Source organism: Anseongella ginsenosidimutans (assembly GCF_008033235.1).
Taxonomy (GTDB): Bacteria; Bacteroidota; Bacteroidia; order Sphingobacteriales; family Sphingobacteriaceae; genus Anseongella; species Anseongella ginsenosidimutans.
In genome coordinates, this window is the sequence record NZ_CP042432.1 from 320,988 (window position 1) to 338,337 (window position 17,350).

The following is a 17,350-nucleotide window of genomic DNA, read 5'->3' on the forward strand; positions in this document are numbered from 1 at the left end:
TTCTTAATTTTCGAATTGCGCAGATGCCCGCAACCAATGCTGAAGGGACTCGCAGCTTTGATAACTTTCGTCTATGCGTACGTATTGTTCGGTAATTTTGTCTTTAAACCATTCTTCCACCACTTCTTCCTGTTTCACGGCTAAAGCGGCGTTCCTCAGGCGGGGGTAATCGGTTTCCAGCGAAGCGCGGTGCGGTTCGCTCCTTGATTTATAATACACGATCCGGTAGCCCTGCTCCCCTGTTTGCTGGTTCACGTAAACCAGGGGCTTGCTGATCTGCCCCACTTCCATCGTGTCAATTATATTAAATATGCCAGCGTCGCCGGTATATTCATTGATCTTATCAAGTGGGATCATATTAAAGCCCTGTCTTCCCTGCGGGGCAAAAATTCCGCCGTTTCCACGGGTAAGCTCGTCGTCGGAATATTCTACCGCCGCTGCTGCGAAGCTGAGGGTATCGACAAGAATCTTTTCACGCACTTCTGCCAGTAATTTCCTGGCGCTGTCCAGCTCTACCTTGGAATATTCCGGTTTGATAAGAATATGCCGCACGTGTATCTGCTCACCACGGCGTTCTATGCCCTGGATCAGGTGAAAACCATATTCCGTTTCGATGATCTGGGAAAGCTCGCCCTCCTTGAGCCTGAAAGCGGCAGCTTCAAATTCCGGCACCATTTGACCGCGGCTGACAAAACCAAGGTCGCCCCCGCTGCTGGCAGACCCAGGGTCATCCGAATTTACAATGGCTAACCGCTCGAAATCTTCTCCCGCCTGTATTTCCGCTCTCAGCGCCGCGAGCCGGGTACGGGCCACCATCTTCTGCGCTTCGGTCACTTTCGGATAAATAACGATCTGCCCTACTTCCACCTCCGTATTGTATATCTCCAGGCTGTCGGGCGGCACGGAATTATAATATTTCCTGATATCAGCCGGGGAAACGTCCAGCCCGGCGGTAATTTCCATTTGCATTAATTCAGCCTTCATTTGGTCGCCGATCTGCTCCCGGAATTCCTCCTTGAGCTGGAGGAGGGGCTTTCCGTAAAAGCGCTCCAGTTCTGCGACCGATCCGCCGAAATAGCTGCGCACGAAAAACTGGACCCTTTTGTCCAGTTCGGCTTCCACCTGGGCGGGAAAGTTGGCATTCTTTTCTGCGAGGCTGTCAATTTCCGCCTGGGCCACCAGCAATTTTTGCGAAAGAAGCCCCTGCAGGATGGTACATTTGATCGCTTCGTTGGGCGTCTGGTTCTCCCTCAGATACAACGCGTACTGGTTTTCGACATCCGACTTGAGGATGATCTTGTCCCCCACCACAGCGATTATTTCGTCAATACTACTTTCCTGCGCCATGGCAGCTGTGCCCGCAATCATTCCCGCCAGTAAAAGAAAAATTTTATTCATTACTATAAATTTCAAATTCATTATTCTGCAGCGCCTCGTTAAACACCTCGTTCTCCATTTCCGAAAGCAGATCAAGCCTGCGCTGGTTAAGGATAAGGTGGCGGATGTTCTGCCTTTCCATACCGTAGGGAGAAATGCTGTCCTTTTTGCGCAACTCCCTGAAAGCGATCAAAAATACGGTATTTTTGTTTTTTATTTCAAACACTCTTCCCGGGGAAACATTCATCTCCCCTACGGAGTCCGCCGGCAGAAAGGCAGAGAGTTCCCTGAAACTGTACCAGGACGTATCTGCGAAGGAAAAACTTCTGGCATGCAGCAAACAATACCTGGTAAGTTCGGAAATTGTTTCTGGTGACGGGTCGAGCAATTTTTCTTTTATGTCCAGCAGATCCGGCGCATTGGCCGCCAGTTCCGCATAAGCTACCCGGTAGACATCCCTTGAAAGCAAAAAATTCTCCTTATTTTCATCATAATAGGCCCGGGCCTCGTTTTCGGTGATCAGCGTATCCAGCTGCTCATTGACCAGAGCCTGCTCATAATAATAGATCATCAGCGAATTCTTATAATCAGCCACCTGCTTTTGAAAATCCATTTCATTGACCGCGATATTCTGCTCCGCCTTATGGAGAATAACCGCCTGCCTTACCCAGTTGTCAATGTAGGAGCGAATTATCTGCACGCTGTCCGCCCCCTTTACGTCCGCAGGCACGACTCCTTCCAGATCGGAAGGGTACAAATATTCCTGATAGACGCGGGCAACCGGCAGTTCCTCCTTCCTTGCAGATGAACAGGAAACGATCACTACTAAAAAGGCCCATGAACAAACGTTTCTCAAAACTCCCTTTTTACTGCGAAGTTAACAATCTCAGGAGTTTATAACGAAAAAGCGGGCGACTAGCGTATCCGCTCCCCCGGGAAGCTTTCCCTCTGAAAAATTTGCTATTTTTGTCTCAATGGCCGCATTAACGATCACCAACGACCCTGCAGCGCTTTCTTTTTTACTTACGGAAGACCTCTATGCAATAAAAGAACCCTCCTTTGCGGGCGAAACCGCCGAAACAGCACAGGCGGAAACAGCGGCACAGGCGGGAATTATTCATCCCACAGCCCCCCCGGCAGATCTGGTGCAAGCGGCAAAGGCGCAAGAGGCTCCCCCTGCAACACCGGCAGCAGCGCAACCGGAAGCGGCGGCACCAGCAGCGACGCCCGGAACAGCGAAACTTATGCCGGCGCAACCGGAAGCAGCAGCGCAACCGGAAGCGGCGGCACCTGCAGCACAGCCCGGAACAACGCAGCCGCAAGCCGGCTCGGAGGTCTTCCATTATCTCGGCGAGAACAGGCGATTTGTACTCGTACTTGTAAATTACCCGGGAGAGAAATACCTGCCTGAAGCGGAAAAGGCCTACTTGCTAAAGGTTCTTTCGGCAGTAAAACTAGGGCTCGAAGACATTGCTTTGTTAAATTATGCCCGCTACCAGGACAGGAAATACGCGGAACTGAAAGAGTTCTTTGCTTTCAACTATTTGCTGCTTTTTGGGGTAACACCCAATCTGCTGCAAATCCCGGGACCGGTACTCCCCTATCACCTTGGTATGGTGGGAAGCGTTAAAATACTCGCAGCTGACAGTACTGAAATATTCCGGCCCGATAACGGGAAAAAGAAGCAGCTTTGGGAAGAATTAAAGAAAACATTTTCATAATACCGGGTTATGCCAGAGAAAAAACTTGTATTCGCCACCAATAACCTGCATAAGCTGGAAGAAGTCCGGCAGATGCTGGGGCCGGAATTCACCTTGTTCAGCATGAAAGAGATCGGCTGCAAGGAAGACATCCCCGAAACGGGAAGCACTTTTCGGGAAAACGCCTCTATCAAAGCCCGCTATATCCATGAACGATACGGCCTGGATTGCTTTGCAGATGACAGCGGACTGGAAGTAGATGCGCTCGGCGGCGCTCCCGGCGTTTTTTCCGCACGCTATGCCGGCAGTCACGGCAACGCAGCCGCCAATATTGACAAGCTGCTCCGCGAACTTAAAGATAAAGACGTACGCAGCGCCCGTTTCCGCGCAGTGATCGCATTGATCGTGGGCGGCAACGAACATTTTTTTGAAGGTACCGTGAATGGCAGTATCCGCCCCGGCAGAAGCGGCGAGGGCGGCTTTGGCTACGACCCTGTTTTTCAGCCGGAAGGCTATGACATCACCTTCGCCGAAATGAAACCCGAAGAAAAGAACCGCATTAGCCACCGGGGAAGAGCTATTGAGCAACTCATCGCTTTCCTCACCTAACTATCCGCTCTCTGTATATTATCACATGAAAAAAACCGCCGGAAGAAGCTGCTGCTGCTCTCCCGGCGGTACTTGATCAATGTTTGAAGCAAACCGGTTTCCCGGCGGCTTCCGTAACCCGCCTTTATGCGCCGGATATGCCACCCAGGCTAGTGCCGTGTTAAAAACATGCGACCGGCCCGGACATAAAGCCCCGGATATTAAAGGCCATAGGCGCTTATTTCGCCAAGCACAAAGTTGGTGTCATTAGGGCCTTCTACACCCACCAATTTAAAATACCTCGCTTTGGTCCCCTCTGGCATTTGAAATAGCTGTTCTCCGTTAATAAAGCGATTAAAATCAAATATTCCCAGATCAGTCCAGGTAACATTATCCGGGCTGACAAGGAACTGGATCTTATCCGGCGCGCGATCATCGCCCCCGTTTTCAAAGGTTGTCCGCCATACGGCGAACTCAGTGACGGTTCGTTCCGCCCCCATATCTATCGTTACGTGATGCGGGTAAGAGGAGGGTCCCGAATGGCTGTGCCAGCGGGTACCATCAGTCCCGTCAATTACATTCTCAACTGTATTAGCTGCTCCGCCGTGTTGACTTGAAAAATCAATGATCTCCCAGTCTTCTTTATCAAAGATAAAGCTGTCATTTTCCCGGAATTCGGTGTAGAAAGTGTCAATACTGAGCGAATCGGGCAGGAAAATAGTTCGGTAAGTAAATCCTGTCCCTGGCTTCAGCCCGGTAACACTTGATTCGTTAATTTCCGCCGGGATACGCATCGTTATTGTCTCATCATCCGCATTCACATATTTCAATTCCGATGCGATGGCGCCGTTGGCTATATCAGGGCTTCCCCATTGCAGTGAGAGGGTACCATCGATGCTTGAAACGGTTAGGTCAACAGGACGGCTCAGCAGGCTTGCCTGGTATTTATCGCCATAAGCGGCGGTAAGTAACTCTACTGGAACGGAGACGTTCCCTTTATCGTCGTACGTGACGATCTGGAAGGAATAGGGCTTTTCTACCAGGTTGTCAATCAACACAGAAATGGTGTCGGCATTTGCAGGTATGGGAACACTCACCGAATCGGTGTAATTATCCCAGAACACCTTGGCGCTCGTTACGCTTGGGTCGGTTCCTCTTAACCAGGTAAGCAGCACCTTGTGTTTTCCGGAATGGGCTAACGGTGAGGTCGCACGTCCGGGATAAACCAATCCTCCCTCCACGATAAACTCTTTGTAGGTACTATCAGCTTCTTCGCAGGATGACATCATCCAGCCGGCCGCCAGGAGTATTAATATATAATTAATTGTCTTTTTCATTTTCGAAAGTTTTAAGGGTTATTCCGCCAATTGTCCCCAAACATCCAATTCAGCCATCACCACCTGGCCGGAACTGCCGTAGGTTTCCAGGGTTTTAAAACGCAGATACCTGTAAGGTGGTTGTCTCTCAATGAACGTGCAATCTTCCCCGTTAGTCCAGCCATATTGCTTGTCCTCATCGTTTTCCTGACCCATGGGTAAGCCGGAAGGCTTGAAGGATTCAAAGGTCCCCATCAGGGTCCAGCTTTCCCAGCTTCCGTCATTAGCAGGGTTATTCGAACCATAAATTTCCCAGCGCTTGGGCCCGGACCCTTTGTAAAAGTGACCTCCGGGCTCCGATTGATGGACCACAATGCGGCTGATGGCGGCGCTTACGCCGAGATCTATAGTAAACCATTGCGGCAATATTGACGAGTTGGTCGAGGCGAAAATTGTCCCGGCATATCCAACAATATTGTTATTCCATAAGTGATGAAGGTGATAACTTTCCGCAGGCTTCCAGGTATCGGTGGGCAGATGCACAGCTGCCCATGTGGATTTTGGGATCTCCTGTTCGTAAATTGGCTTCAATACCCTGCTCAGGGTATCTGACTTATTATTCCATCGATCCCGGACAAAAGCCTGAAACTCTGTTTCCAGCGTATCGAATCCACGCACAGCAAATACTCCTTCCGGTGCAGCCGTATAAAGTGTATATACCGGCTCCATTGTGCCAGTACCTGCGGTATCTGCCATCAGTACGATTGACAGGTCCGCCTTCGATTCGTTCTCAAAACGAATCTGGACCCCGCCGAATGTTTCCACAACTTCTAAGGCCTCATAGGTTTCCTTGATCGGCGGTGTAAGTGGCGTAAACGATCTCGTGAGCGGTTCCGACATCTTTTCATTTTTTCCAACGGTAAAAATGCTTACCTGATGCGGGTCTGTATTGCCATACCCGACAAGCTTCAGCGTATCGGTATATAGGGACGCTTTGGCTTCGCGTGTAATACCTGGCCGGATGTCATATATGGCCTTTACGTAGGCCAGGTTCGGATCGTCCGGAAGGTCATACGTAACAATGGCGCCACCCGGCGTTTCCACGATTTCCACATTGCTCACCTGGGCTGGCGCCGGCATGCTGTCATCAATATAATCGATCCGCGATTCTTCCTTGCAGCCCGAAAAGACCAGCAGGGAACCGAGGAACACCAGCAAAATTCTATTTATATTCATAATACTTGATACTTATGTCTTGATATTTGATACTGGTTGATTACCATCCGAGGTTCTGAACAAGGCCCCGGTTATTGTCAATATCACTTTCCCGGATAGGGAAGAAATAATCTTTCAGGCCGAAAGAAAGATTAAACACCACCGTTGGCCGGTAATAATCCTTTGCATTGATCTGTTGAATATCCCATGACCGGATGGGGGTATTCAGAATGTCTGCCGCTGTTTTCCAGCGCCGGATATCCCAAAAACGCTTGCCTTCAAAGGCGAGTTCAATCATCCGTTCCTGGTGAATGATCTCCCGCATGCCCGTTTTTGAACCGGGTTTGCTCGGATTGGTGGAATAATTACTCCAGGCCGAGGCGACCGGTTCCAGTCCGGCCCGCGCACGCACCCGATCCACATATTCGTTCACCGCAGGTCCCGGCCCCTGCCATTCATTCAGCGCTTCGGCATACAATAAATAAAGATCCGCCAGGCGCATAATGGGGAATGGATAATTATTGATCGAATAGCTGTTTCCGGTCCCGATCACATTCTGGTAATGCACCAGTTTTTTCAGGAAATAGCCGGTGACGGAAGCAAAGCCCGGTTTTCCGAAACCGTTCCGCTGCCGGTATTTGGCCTCGAGATAAAACAGATCCACATCCTTTTTATCATCGTAACGTCCCTGCCCATACCAAACGCCACCGTCAAAACCCATGGTCGCATAAAAGCGAGGCTCCCGGTCAAAATTCATCGAAGCGGTAGTATAGCCATTCCGGATGTAAAGCTTGTCTCCCACACCGGCCGTACGGATATCGTATCTTCCCTCATAATTCCATTCCTTGTCTTCGGCAATGGGTACGCCGTTATCCGAGTAGAATAGTTCGGCCATGCGAAGCGGAGGAGATAACACGCCGTGAATGGCAGTGATATCCAGGTTGGTAGGATCCATTCTCGGGGTAACCAGCGCCTGCAGGCCCGCAGACCAGGACATTGTATTGCCCCAGATGATCTCGTCGTTCCAGCGCTCGGTAATACTGTTGCGGATGCTCAGCTGAGTCATAATTGTATCAGTAAGGGAGTACTGATTAAAGGCGGGCAGGTACTCATATAGCTTCATTCCCGCAGCTTCACAGGCATCGATCGCTTCCTTGCAGGCCAGGGCGGCAGCTTCCCATTTAGCATCCGAGTATTGCTGGTTGAACAATACGGTGCCATCGGGGTTGATCAACTGCGCCTGATCGGCATTGCCGTTGAACAGCGGACTGGCTGCGGTAACCAGCGCCAAAGCCTTGATGGACAGGGCCGCCGGCCTGGTGATCCGTCCCATTTCTTTGGCAGGATCGTTAATGACGGCCGGAAGGGCCGCTGCCGCTTCATCAATCAGCTGCACTACATAGTTAAAGCAGGAATCCACCGGATCACGGGAAACCTGGGCCATATCGGCGCTCACATCAGTAGATACGTTTTCCTTCAGGAGCGGAATGGGACCATACATTTTTACCAGTGTGAAATGGTAATAAGCTTTCAGGAAGGTCACCTCGGCTATCCAGCGGTCCCGTTCGGTTTGCTCGATATCTGCCACGCGGCCGATATTTTCCAGAAAGATATTGCAATCATGGATGGCGCGGAAATAGGTTCCCCAGCGTCCGCCTAAAGGGCCTACGATATTCTGCAAGCCTTTTGCCAAACTGAAAAAGCCGCCTTCATTGGCGAATCTCCATAATTCATCACCGCCGACCATCCCGGGGTCATCACCCAGATCGCCGTTCCTTGGCAGGTAAGAATAGCAGGTAAACAGGTATTTCTCGGCTTCATGCCGGTTGGCAAAGGCATTATCGATGGTCGCGACGTTGTCCGGGACCACGTCCAGGTACTGTTTGCAGGAACTCAGTGAACCTAAAAGTACCAGAACGGTTAGCGTTAATATCTTGTATGTCTTCATTTTCTAAAAATTTGACGGGCCTCTCCTTAATTATATGGTCAGATCCAGCCCTATGTTAAACACCCGTTGGATCGGATAGCCGAGGCCGTTTCCACCCATCTCTACATCCCATAAACTGAAACTGCTGAAGTTGACCAGGTTCGTTGCATTGAGATAGATCCGGAAAGTGCTGGCTTTCAGCCTTTCCAGTACGCGAGCGGGAAGCGTGTAACCGATTTCCACTTGTTTCAGCCGCAGAAAAGAGCCGTTCCGCATCCACCAGGTGCTGGTTTGTGCATTATTGCTGTTCAATGTGGAACTCAGCCTCGGATAAAGCGCATACACATCCCGGTGATCTTCTGACCAATAGCTGTCTGCGAAAGCTTTTAATACCTGGTTCTGGAGTATCTGGTTTGCCGGAACGGCCTCCCCGTCGTAAACGTAACGGGCAAAGGGCGCAGTAGCTGCCGGATCTATCCAGAAAGATTCATTTGCCAGGCCCTGAAAAAAGGCAGAAACGTCAAATGATTTGTAACCCGCCGAGAAGCCGAAACCATAAACGATCTCCGGAACAGTAGGATGCCCCAGCGGCACCCTGTCCGCTGCGGTGATCTGTCCGTCCCGGTTCACATCCGTGTATTTGATGTCCCCGCCGCCGTACTCGCCGAAATTCTGCCGGGGTGAGTTCAGGGCTTCCTGGTCATCCACGAACAATCGTTCAGCAATGTAACCGTAATTTTGGTTAAGGGAATTGCCTTTATGATACCGGTACCATTCTTCATATTTCGGTTCTTCGTAAAATTCAAACTGGCTGGTGGCGTAGGTGAAATTGCCCATACTCTGTACCCATATCCCGTTTCCGAAACTATGATTATAGTCGAGGGAAATATCCACCCCTTTGGCAGAAGCGGAGCCCACGTTTGACCTCACCTCGGCAGCGAAGCCAAGTTCTGCCGGAAGCGAAGCCCGGTTCATCAGGATCTGTTCCCGGTCCTGGCTAAAGACTTCGGCGATGATATTCGCCTTATCAAACAAGCCTATTTCCAGGGCAAGATTTTTCTGGGTCGCAATTTCCCACGTGATGCCAGGGTTGGCGTACCGGGAAATGGAGATCCCGTTCAGGCGGTATTGAACGCCAGGATCCTGGCCGAAAGCAGCGCCCCTGCTGCCGTTGTTCATATTGACATTTGACAGGTAAAAGAAACGGTCTTCGGGTCGCCCGATGGCATCGTTTCCGATTTTTCCATAGGTCGCTCTGATACGAAGGTTGGAGACCACCGATTTAACCGGCTCGAAAAAGTCTTCATTGGAAGCAGTCCAGGCAAGCCCGGCCGAAGGGAAAAAGCCGAAACGATGGTCTTCATCAAAGCGTTCCGATCCATTATAGCCAAAGTTAAACTCAGCATAATAGCGGTTGTCGTAGTCGTAGGTCATTCGCCCTGAAACACCCAGATTTCGGCTGGGCAGCGAGCGCTGCAGGTCGCCGGCGTTCGCGTTCAGGCGCTGCTGGGCCATAAAGACCAGCATGGCGCTGACGCCGTGTTTTTCGGCAAATGTCCGGTTATAATTCACCCGGGACTCGGCGTAAAAGGTCGTGCTGATGTCCTTGCCTCCTTCATCATAATCCAGGTAATCGGTTCCGCCGTCAGGATTAACATTGGTCACTGAATAAGCACCTGTTTGGGGGTTAAACCCGGCCGGCACATACCAGAAGGGATTATAGAATCGCCGTACATCAAAAAAGGAACGGCGGTGTGTGTTCAGCATTCCATTAAATGACAGCCCCTCGGTCAGGAATCCCAGATCTTGTTTAAGTTCCAGCTGAGCCAGCATCAATGAGCTGGAATATTCCTTGTACCCCCGCACCATGTCAGCATAGGGATTAATATAATTTCCTTCTTCGAAGTTCCCGAACATAATATGCTTCACATGCTCGTGATCCTCGTCAATGGGATAATAGGCTGGAAAGAGTACCGGATTGGCGCGCATGACTCTTCTGTACATTTGGGCGCCTCCTTCCATGGGTCCGGTATAGTCGTCAAACATCCCATGAAGCCGTACTACCAGTTCCGAGGTTTTGGTAAGATTGATATTGACGTTTGAGCGGAGAGAATAGCTCTTCAGATCAATATTGCTATTGAAATTATTTCGTTTATCAACTTCCATCAGGCCATTGTCCTGATTAAAGGAACCGGAAACAAAGTACCGTGCTACCCCGCCGCCGCCGCTCACGCTCATATTAGCCCGCTGGTTCATTGTGTATTCCTTAAACATCTGTGCCCGCCAGTCATTGGTCGGATAAGCGAGCGGGTTATTGCCACTAGCTGTATTTTCGATTTTTCTGTCGGAGTAAAGAACTGCTTCCAGAGGATTACGCGTAAGCGTGGCTTCGTTTGCCATGATCATATAGGTGACCGGATCGGCCAATTCCACGTTTCGCGTGGGCGCTGAAATGGAATTTTCCATCCTGATCGAAAACTTGGCTTTGCCTACTGCACCTTCCTTCGTCGTTACCAGGATCACCCCATTGGCTGCGCGGGAGCCGTAAAGCGCTGTTGCCGTAGCATCCTTCAGTACCGAGAAACTGGCAATATCATCCACCTGAAGGCGGGCCAGGTCCGTGGTGGTCAGTTCAATCCCATCGATCAGAATCAGCGGATCTTTCTTATAGCCGAATGTAGTTACTCCGCGGATAAAGAAGTCGGCATTATCCATACCCGGCTCCCCGCTGCGCTGAAAGGCGATCATGCCGGCAACGCGTCCGGCCAGTGCGGAAGTCAGGTTACTGGAGGGCACCTTCAGATCGGCCGGATTCACTGAAACCACCGAACCCACCATATCGCTTCGTTTTTGCTTACCAAAAGCTACTACAACCACCTCATCCAGGCCCTGCATATCAGCCTGAAGTTTTACATCAATGATCTGTTTACCTGCAACCGGGATTTCCTGTGTCAGGTAGCCGATCATGGAAAACACCAGGATCGCATTATCGTCAGGTACGTTCAGGATATACTTTCCGTTTTGGTCGGTGCTGGTGCCGATGTTCGTGCCTTTTATCGTCACAGACACGCCGGGAAGCGTACTGATGGAGTCGCTTACCGTTCCGCTGATATCCCTTGCCAGTCGCATCTCGTACTCGGGTGCGGAAACGCCTTTGTCTTTTGCAAAGTCCTCCTTCCCCTTAATAACGATCGTGTTTTCAATTACTTTAAACGAAAGGTCCTGACCGGCAAAGCAGCTTTTCAGGGCCTCTTCTACAGATACCCCTGTTACGTTGATACTGATCCTGCCGGCATTCCGGATATCTTCAGCATCGTAAAAGAGATCGAAGCCGCTTTGCTGCCGGATCTTTTCAAGGACTGTTTCCAATTGCACATTTTTTGCGTCAATTGTAATCCTTTGGCTATATACCGAGGCACTCACCTGGGTGAGTGTAATTATCGCCAGAAACACGGTTAGTTTCATAACCAACAATACATTAGATGGGAGGCCCGGAAATAGCCTGGCCTTAGGGAAAAGGTTAAAATTCATTACATTTGTGGAGTTTGGGTTTAGGGTAAATTTGCCCGTTATTGCACAATAACATTTCCCGTTACGGGAATGACGACTCAAATCACACCGGGGAGTAGGGATAGTACTTCCCGGCTTTTTTATTTAATGAAAGTATTATGGGATAGTAATCATATTAACATAATTGGTTTAGTTTTATCGATTATTTAAGCTTAGGACATTACTACAATTTTGCGACCTTCAATCCTGAAGTTTACGCCCGTGTAACTCAGGATGTCGAGAAATTTAGAGAGCGAAATATTTCTTGATATGGTTCCTACAAATTTCTTTTCGGGGATTTCGCCTTCATACACCACTTCAACATCGTACCATCTTTCCACCTGACGCATGATCGTTTCTATGCCTTCCATATCGTACTGGAACTGGCCGTTCTTCCAGGCGATGATCTTCTCTACATTTGCCTGGCTGATACTGATGGATCTGGATGGATCCAGGCCTATCTGCGCCTGCTGCCCCGGTTTCAATAACCGGAACTTGCTGCCCGCGGGCAGCGATATTCTTACACTTCCCTCAAGAAGCGTAGTGCGTATGGCGCCTTCACCCGGGTACGCATTGATATTAAACTGTGTGCCAATGGCTTCAATCCGCTGGTTACTGGCAACGACAATAAAGGGAATCACCACTTTTCCCGTATCCGAAAGCCGGTATTTCCGGACAACTTCAAAATATACTTCCCCGGTGATCTCTACCTTCCTTTCGCCGTCCGTGAACATCGCCGGGAAGCGGATACTGGAAGCAGAGTTCAGCCAGGCGCCTGAACCATCGGGGAGTACCACCTGGTACTGGCCGCCGCGGGGTGTCCTGATCGTATTGTAACGCATTTCAGCCACTTTCCCCTTTTCCAAGGCGGGTTGATAGATTACCTGGTCTTCCCTGGTCTTTGTTATCCGGACGGGCCCCTTGTGATCGATACTGCCGATTGCGGCATTATTAAGGTCAATGACAGAGCCGTCCGCCAGTTCAAGCACAGCCTTGTTTCCACCAGGAGCTACGTCATTTTTATAGATGTTACCGCTAAACCCGGAAGCAGGCCTCTGTTCACGCAGAAAATAAATACTTGCCGAAAACAGGAATAAAACAAGTACTGCTGCCGCAATCTGGCCGAGCTGCAGGCTTCTTATAAAATAATATTTTTTTAAGGGAAGGGAGCCGGATACATCCTTCAGCGCTTTTTCGATCTCTTCCCGGGCCGGCGTCTGCCCGTTGCCGGAAGCAAGAGAAAGATACCATGCGTTCAGCAGGGCCTTTTCCTCTTCCGTGCAGTTTCCCGCACGGTATTTTCGTACTAATTCTTTTGCTTCCTTATTGGTCATATACTAAAATAGCCGCGCGGGAAGTGCTGCTTCCGCGCAGTACTAGTATATAACGGTTAACATAGTAAGAGGTAGTAGATGAATTATAAATAAAAATGCGCCCAGTTTTAAACGCAGGATTTTCAGGGCGTTACTCACCTGCTTTTTAACGGTTTTGTCCGAAATGATCAGCTGCTCGGCAATTTCCTTATGGCTCAGGTTTTCCATCCGGCTGAGCTGGAATATTTCTCTCATTTTCAACGGCAGGGCGCTGATCTCCTTCTCAATGATGGCTGCCAGCTCCTTCTCCTCCAGCTGCTTGTCGGTGCTGCATTCATAATGGCCGGCAAAATCCTTCAGGGATTCGAAATAAGAGGAAGCTACTTTTTTTCGCGCAATTCTGTCAAATACACGATTCCGGGCCGAAGCATACAGGTAGGAAGCAATTCCCCCGCGGTAATTAAGTTCTTCCCGTTTCGTCCATAAAACAATGAATAGATCCTGTATGACATCTTTCGCTTCTTCTTTATCCTGCAAAATACGGTAGGCATGTACATACAGCAACCCCTTGTACCGGTTGTACAGTTCGGTGTATGCAGCCTTGTCACCTTCTTTGAGAAGCTGCGCCAGTTCCTTATCCCCGCAATTGCAATAGGCTCTCATGATCTCTATCACAATTATATCAATTTTCTGATGAAAAGAGGGCATGTTGCGAATTATCATCCCTCGCATCAGGCCTTACTCCTCGTCTGGCTGCGCCTGCGAAGGCGGGACTGAAGATGGGGGGACTGAAGAAGGCGGGACTGATGAAGGCGGGACCGGGGAAACGGTTGTTCCTGAAGAACGCGTCCCGGACGACCCCGCCTGCAGGGCTTTGGGGGCCTTCTCTTCGGGCGCGGGCGGCGGAGGGCTTGGTTCCACTATCCTGAAAATATCGTTCTTATCCCTGGGCCGTTCATTTTGCCGCCAGTGAAATCCTTCCAGGCGGGTAATGGCCTCAGGGTCCCCTTCGGGGTACGTTATCTGTTCCGCATCCTTCAGCAGTTCCACGACTTCCAGTTCATTATCTTTGAAATAAAGAATGGTCCTGCTGTTTTCCGCATAGTTGATACCCAGCGTCCCGACGGAGTCCTCGGGAACATAATAAATGGTACGGGCATTGCCCTCCACGACCAGCCTGGTCAGTGCGCCCTCCGTGAAAAACCCCGTCATTTCCTTCCCGCTCATCTGGTTATAGCGGCTGGAATCGGTTTCCGCTTCGCTGATGATCATGGCCGAACGGTACATATTCAAACGGTCCACCTTTTTGTGACGCATCGTAATGGTCATAAACTCCGAACTCATCTGGGACCCTTCGGACCAAACGACCGGGGTTTTATAAACCCGCATTACCGAATCAACGGAAGTATATACGAGGGAATCGCTGATCGCCTGCAGATCGGACTTAAACACCCGGACGCGGTTAAACGCAAACAGCACCCGGGCGGAATCCACGGGCAGTACCACGGAATCCGCAGGCAGATTTTTCAGCGAATCTGCTGCCGCCAGCGCCCGGGAAAGCGAATCCGCTACCGCGCGCGGCAGGTAGTCGGAGGGCTTTAAAGGGGGCGGGCCGATAAAGCGGGGCGAAGGCTTTGCGGCATTGGCGGCGACTTCTGCTTCTGTCAAGAGACTGTCCTGCTGAGGGAGGCTGTCCTGCCGGGGAATAGTGTCCTCCTGCCGGGCGGGATTGCCAGGCTGAACAAGCCTGTCCCGGGCAGGGAGGCTGTCCTGCAGGGCATCCCGGGCCGGAAGGCTGTCCTGCCGGGCGGGATCATTAGACGGGATTACCCCTTCCGCAGAAAGCGCAATCCTGGCGCTGTCCGAAACAAGAGAGTCGCGACCGTTCAACCGGCGGCCCAGGGAGTCCGCGGCGTCCGGAAGGCCTGGAGCTTCCAGGAGCGTCGAATCCCCTGATAGGAATTGGGTGGAATCTCCTGCAGAGGGAATTCCGGGAGCCGTCCTGAGCATTTCCGGCACCGGTATGTCCTTACCAAGCACGTCCCGTTCATATGATGCGGCAATCCATTCCTTAATAAGCGGAACCGGCAGCAACCTGGTCATTAAGGTATCGGCCGCCATGTAAATAGTATCGTTACGGGCGCTGTCCTGTTCGGCGATCATGATCACCTGGGCGCTGTCGGTAACAAAGGCGGTTTCGGTGGCCTTATTGTATTCGCCAAGTTCTCCGCGAAGAATGATATTTTCAATCGTATCGATGATGAATACATCTTCGATGGCCCTCCCGAAATTCTGTTTACGGTCGTAATACAATTCGTTGCCCCTGAGCAGGTGGCTTCCGCTCCTGTAGTAGGCGTTTTCCTGGAAGTGCGCCTGGTCGGTGCCCGTATTATAAGTCCCGTTCTCTGCATAGATAAAATCGTCCTCACCCTCAATAGTGGTAGGCCCGTAGAAATAGGCCGTTTTCGTACCTGTATTATAACGCAGCGTATCCGATTTGATAAGCGCGTCCGGCGTATTTACAATGGCATTTTCCCGGAAATAAGCATCCTTGCTCCCCACGAAATAATATCCTTTCCGGCTGTTAAGGGTATCCCTTTGGTTGACGATCTGACCGCCGTTATTATAGGTTCCTTCCCGGGTGACCAGGTCATAAGTAAGAAAGTTGGTAGTAAGCACAGCCTGGCCGTCGCTGAGGGTGATGTTTTCGTAAAAACGCGCCATACGAGTGGTGCCATCGTAAAACAGGCGGTCCGCGCGTACGGTAATGGTATCATCCTGCCGGATGAATACGTCTCCGTAGGCTTCCAGCGTATTATTCTGCTGGTTAAAGAAGGTACTGTCGCATTGCATCGTGGCGTCTTCATGTTCGAAGGTACCGTTGATGATCCAGCTTCTGTCCTCCTCGGCCACCAGGTAATCCGAATCCAGGACGCGGATAGTAGTCGTGGTGTCCTGCGCCTTCAGCAAAGCCGCAAAGCAACAGCATAATATGACGATGAAAAGCCTTAACTTCACCGCGCAAAGGTAATAAAATGCTTGAACGGTTTCTGAAATACATCAGAGAAGAAGACCTGTGCAAGGGGGGTGATCGCGTGCTGCTAGCCGTCAGCGGCGGAATGGACTCCATGTTCATGTACGCATTGTTCAGCCGGAGCCCTTTTTCCTTCGGTATCGCACATTGTAATTTCGGGCTGCGTGGCGAGGAATCCGATGAAGATCAGATGTTTGTGAAGCAGGAAGCCGGAAAATCAGGCGTACCTTTTTATACTGTTCGTTTCAAGGCCCTTGATTACGCCCGGGAACACAAGCTTTCCACCCAGATGGCTGCCCGGCAGCTGCGTTATGACTGGTTTGAAACGCTGCGGCGGGAAGAAGGTTACCAGGCGATAGCCGTAGCCCACCATCTTAATGACCAGGTAGAAACCATGCTCATCAACCTGGTAAGAGGAACCGGGCCGGCGGGCCTGCACGGCATCCTGCCTAAAAATGGAAAGATCATCAGGCCTTTGCTTTGTTTTACCAGGGAGGAAATCGCGGCCGCAGTAAACAGGGAAGCCATCCCTTACCGGGAAGAAAGCAGCAATGCTTCCGATAAATACCTGCGAAACCGGCTTCGCCACCAGGTCGTGCCGGTGTTAAAAGCGCTGAACCCCGGTTTGGAACATACTTTTGCCGCTACTGCACGGCATTTTTTAGAAGCGGAGCAATTCATTGAACATCATATGGAGCCTTACAGGGCTCTGCTTCAAAAAGAAGGAGAAAGCTTCCGTATTTCCTGCAAAGCCCTCCCGGAACCCGGCATGGGGGAAACCATTCTTTACCAGCTGATCAAACCTTTTGGATTCGCGGCCGGGCAGTCCCGGGATATCCTGAATGCATGCCAGTCCCAGCCGGGGAAGCAGTTTTTTTCCGCCACCCATCAGCTTATAAAAGACCGCGGGTACCTTATTATTATTCCCCTGCAAAATACTTCCGGACAGGGCCTCCTGCAGAATGAGGCGCTTTCCTTTGAAAAAATGTTTGAGGCGGAGATACTGCGCGCCGAAGATGCCGGGACATCACCGGGCGCCGGCACGGCCTTTCTTGACTACGAAAAGCTCCAGCTTCCCCTCACTGTACGGTACTGGCAGGATGGTGACCGCTTCCACCCCCTGGGAATGAAGGGAAGTAAAAAACTCAGCGATTTTTTTGTTGATCAAAAGATACCGCTGCATCTCAAAGGCAGGATCCCGCTGTTGCTGTCGGGCAAAGAAATTGCCTGGGTGGCCGGCTACCGCATTGCCGATCCGTTCAAGGTAACGGAGGGCACAAAAAAGGTTTACCGGATTAAATTTAATTCTCGCAAAATAAATTAAATTTGGG

12 protein-coding genes are annotated in these 17,350 nt (G+C 50.7%); 3 read left to right on the forward strand and 9 right to left on the reverse strand.

Annotation, left to right across the window (positions count from 1 at the left end):
* Positions 1-3: 3 nt before the first annotated feature.
* Both FRZ59_RS01410 and FRZ59_RS01415 read right to left on the reverse strand, forming a co-directional pair.
* The gene (locus tag FRZ59_RS01410) at positions 4-1,398 is read right to left on the reverse strand and encodes a peptidylprolyl isomerase (RefSeq protein WP_158640486.1); all 1,395 of its coding nucleotides are present in this window, start codon (positions 1,396-1,398) and stop codon (positions 4-6) included.
* On the reverse strand, positions 1,391-2,233 hold the full coding sequence (locus tag FRZ59_RS01415) for a hypothetical protein (RefSeq protein ID WP_132127645.1): 843 nt from the start codon (positions 2,231-2,233) through the stop codon (positions 1,391-1,393). Before FRZ59_RS01415 ends, FRZ59_RS01410 begins: the two co-directional genes overlap by 8 nt.
* Positions 2,234-2,351: 118 nt before the next feature.
* On the opposite strand from FRZ59_RS01415, the gene FRZ59_RS01420 reads away from it, so the two are divergent.
* Positions 2,352-3,098, forward strand: coding sequence for a hypothetical protein (locus FRZ59_RS01420; protein ID WP_132127644.1), 747 nt, complete (start codon positions 2,352-2,354; stop codon positions 3,096-3,098).
* A 9-nt stretch (positions 3,099-3,107) separates the two neighbouring features.
* Positions 3,108-3,686, forward strand: coding sequence for a non-canonical purine NTP diphosphatase (locus FRZ59_RS01425; RefSeq protein ID WP_132127643.1), 579 nt, complete (start codon positions 3,108-3,110; stop codon positions 3,684-3,686).
* A gap of 200 nt (positions 3,687-3,886) precedes the next feature.
* Here the strand turns inward: FRZ59_RS01425 and FRZ59_RS01430 are convergent, their stop codons facing one another.
* The 7 genes from FRZ59_RS01430 to FRZ59_RS01460 all read right to left on the reverse strand — a co-directional run bounded on the left by FRZ59_RS01430 (position 3,887) and on the right by FRZ59_RS01460 (position 16,003).
* Positions 3,887-5,002 carry a DUF4998 domain-containing protein gene (locus FRZ59_RS01430; RefSeq protein WP_132127642.1) on the reverse strand — a complete coding sequence of 372 codons (1,116 nt, stop codon included), beginning with the start codon at positions 5,000-5,002 and terminating at the stop codon, positions 3,887-3,889.
* 18 nt (positions 5,003-5,020) lie between these two features.
* Entirely contained in the window at positions 5,021-6,217 is a 1,197-nt protein-coding gene (locus FRZ59_RS01435; protein WP_225975132.1) for a DUF5000 domain-containing lipoprotein, read from the reverse strand.
* Between the two features lie 40 nt (positions 6,218-6,257).
* Positions 6,258-8,144: a RagB/SusD family nutrient uptake outer membrane protein gene (locus FRZ59_RS01440; RefSeq protein WP_132127640.1), complete on the reverse strand. Its 1,887-nt coding sequence runs from the start codon at positions 8,142-8,144 to the stop codon at positions 6,258-6,260.
* A gap of 30 nt (positions 8,145-8,174) precedes the next feature.
* Complete coding sequence (locus FRZ59_RS01445) at positions 8,175-11,498, reverse strand: TonB-dependent receptor (protein WP_317127723.1); 3,324 nt, start codon at positions 11,496-11,498, stop codon at positions 8,175-8,177.
* Positions 11,499-11,845: 347 nt separating this feature from the next.
* The gene (locus tag FRZ59_RS01450; protein WP_132127638.1) at positions 11,846-13,006 is read right to left on the reverse strand and encodes a FecR family protein; all 1,161 of its coding nucleotides are present in this window, start codon (positions 13,004-13,006) and stop codon (positions 11,846-11,848) included.
* 42 nt (positions 13,007-13,048) lie between these two features.
* Entirely contained in the window at positions 13,049-13,693 is a 645-nt protein-coding gene (locus FRZ59_RS01455) for an RNA polymerase sigma factor (protein ID WP_225975133.1), read from the reverse strand.
* 30 nt (positions 13,694-13,723) lie between these two features.
* Positions 13,724-16,003: an OstA-like protein gene (locus FRZ59_RS01460; RefSeq protein ID WP_158640487.1), complete on the reverse strand. Its 2,280-nt coding sequence runs from the start codon at positions 16,001-16,003 to the stop codon at positions 13,724-13,726.
* A 17-nt stretch (positions 16,004-16,020) separates the two neighbouring features.
* Here FRZ59_RS01460 and tilS point away from each other — a divergent pair, with 17 nt between their 5' ends.
* Complete coding sequence (gene tilS / locus FRZ59_RS01465) at positions 16,021-17,343, forward strand: tRNA lysidine(34) synthetase TilS (RefSeq protein WP_132127636.1); 1,323 nt, start codon at positions 16,021-16,023, stop codon at positions 17,341-17,343.
* Positions 17,344-17,350: the final 7 nt, after the last annotated feature.